This is a genomic window from Mesorhizobium sp. M7D.F.Ca.US.004.03.1.1, assembly GCF_003998635.1.
GTDB lineage: Bacteria > Pseudomonadota > Alphaproteobacteria > Rhizobiales > Rhizobiaceae > Mesorhizobium > Mesorhizobium loti.
The window spans coordinates 1-821 of the sequence record NZ_RZQG01001513.1 but is presented as its reverse complement, the minus strand read 5'-3'; the positions used below and the strand labels follow the sequence as shown (position 1 = coordinate 821).

The 821-nt window shown below is 57.4% G+C and carries 2 protein-coding genes; both read right to left on the bottom strand.

Going from position 1 to position 821, the window contains the following annotated elements:
* On the bottom strand, positions 1–222 hold a 222-nt coding region (locus tag EN935_RS38340; RefSeq protein ID WP_127374361.1), incomplete at its 3' end, for a DUF2817 domain-containing protein.
* A gap of 367 nt (positions 223–589) precedes the next feature.
* A partial coding sequence (locus EN935_RS38335; RefSeq protein WP_206534701.1) for a hypothetical protein occupies positions 590–821 on the bottom strand: 232 nt, incomplete at its 5' end.

Sequence of the window (821 nt, the reverse complement as noted above, 5' to 3'; positions counted from 1 at the left end):
AACGAGGACCATGACCCGCGATGCGTCCTTTGGTCCGAACCAGGCGACATCGGTCGTCAACTCCTCTCCTTTTGCACCCATTTCAGGATTTCTATAGGCTTTCCAAGATGCACCGTTCTTGGCGCACAGCCGGCGAAACCCGCTTCGGGCAGCGTCGTAGTCCTGCGGGAAACAGGCCTCGACATATCTTCTCCAGTCTTGCCCCCCTATTGCCAGAAACATTCGTTCCACTCCCTTTGTCCGTAAGGTCCGCCACTTGAGCGGTCTATGATATCTTACGAAATATATCAACCCTATACCCGCCTTGGGGCTTCAGCCGAGGAACTGGACTTTGGGTGGCACCACCGAACATCGGCCTCGCCCGTCGTCGGGCGCCGAGATAGTATTGGAGGCAAGTCGACACAATCCAATCACCGGTTCGGCGCCGACCGTTTCATCGATGCCGCGACGGCTGACCTTGTTGCCTTCTTCGCGAGCGAAGAGCACCGCTCCTGCGCCGTAGTGCCTTCAGCTTGTCGGCGCCAGGGTCGTGGGAAACCGTCGAATTCAAGAACGCGTGCTTGGTGCGCGACGAGCTTTGCTGTTTCCCTCAGAAGCCATAGTCCTCGAAGAACCCAGCTATATGCGGCAAGATGTTGCGCGCTATGTACAATCCATCGCTGTCGCCATTCGTCCTCTCCATCTCAAGCGCTTGAGTGATCTCGCGCATGACGATGTTTTCATCTACCGTCGCTATGACACCGTCCCTGCACACCAGGCGACCGGCGACGTAGACCCTTGACAAGGCGCCTGTCCGTGCCCGCTGTACAAGCACGTTGATG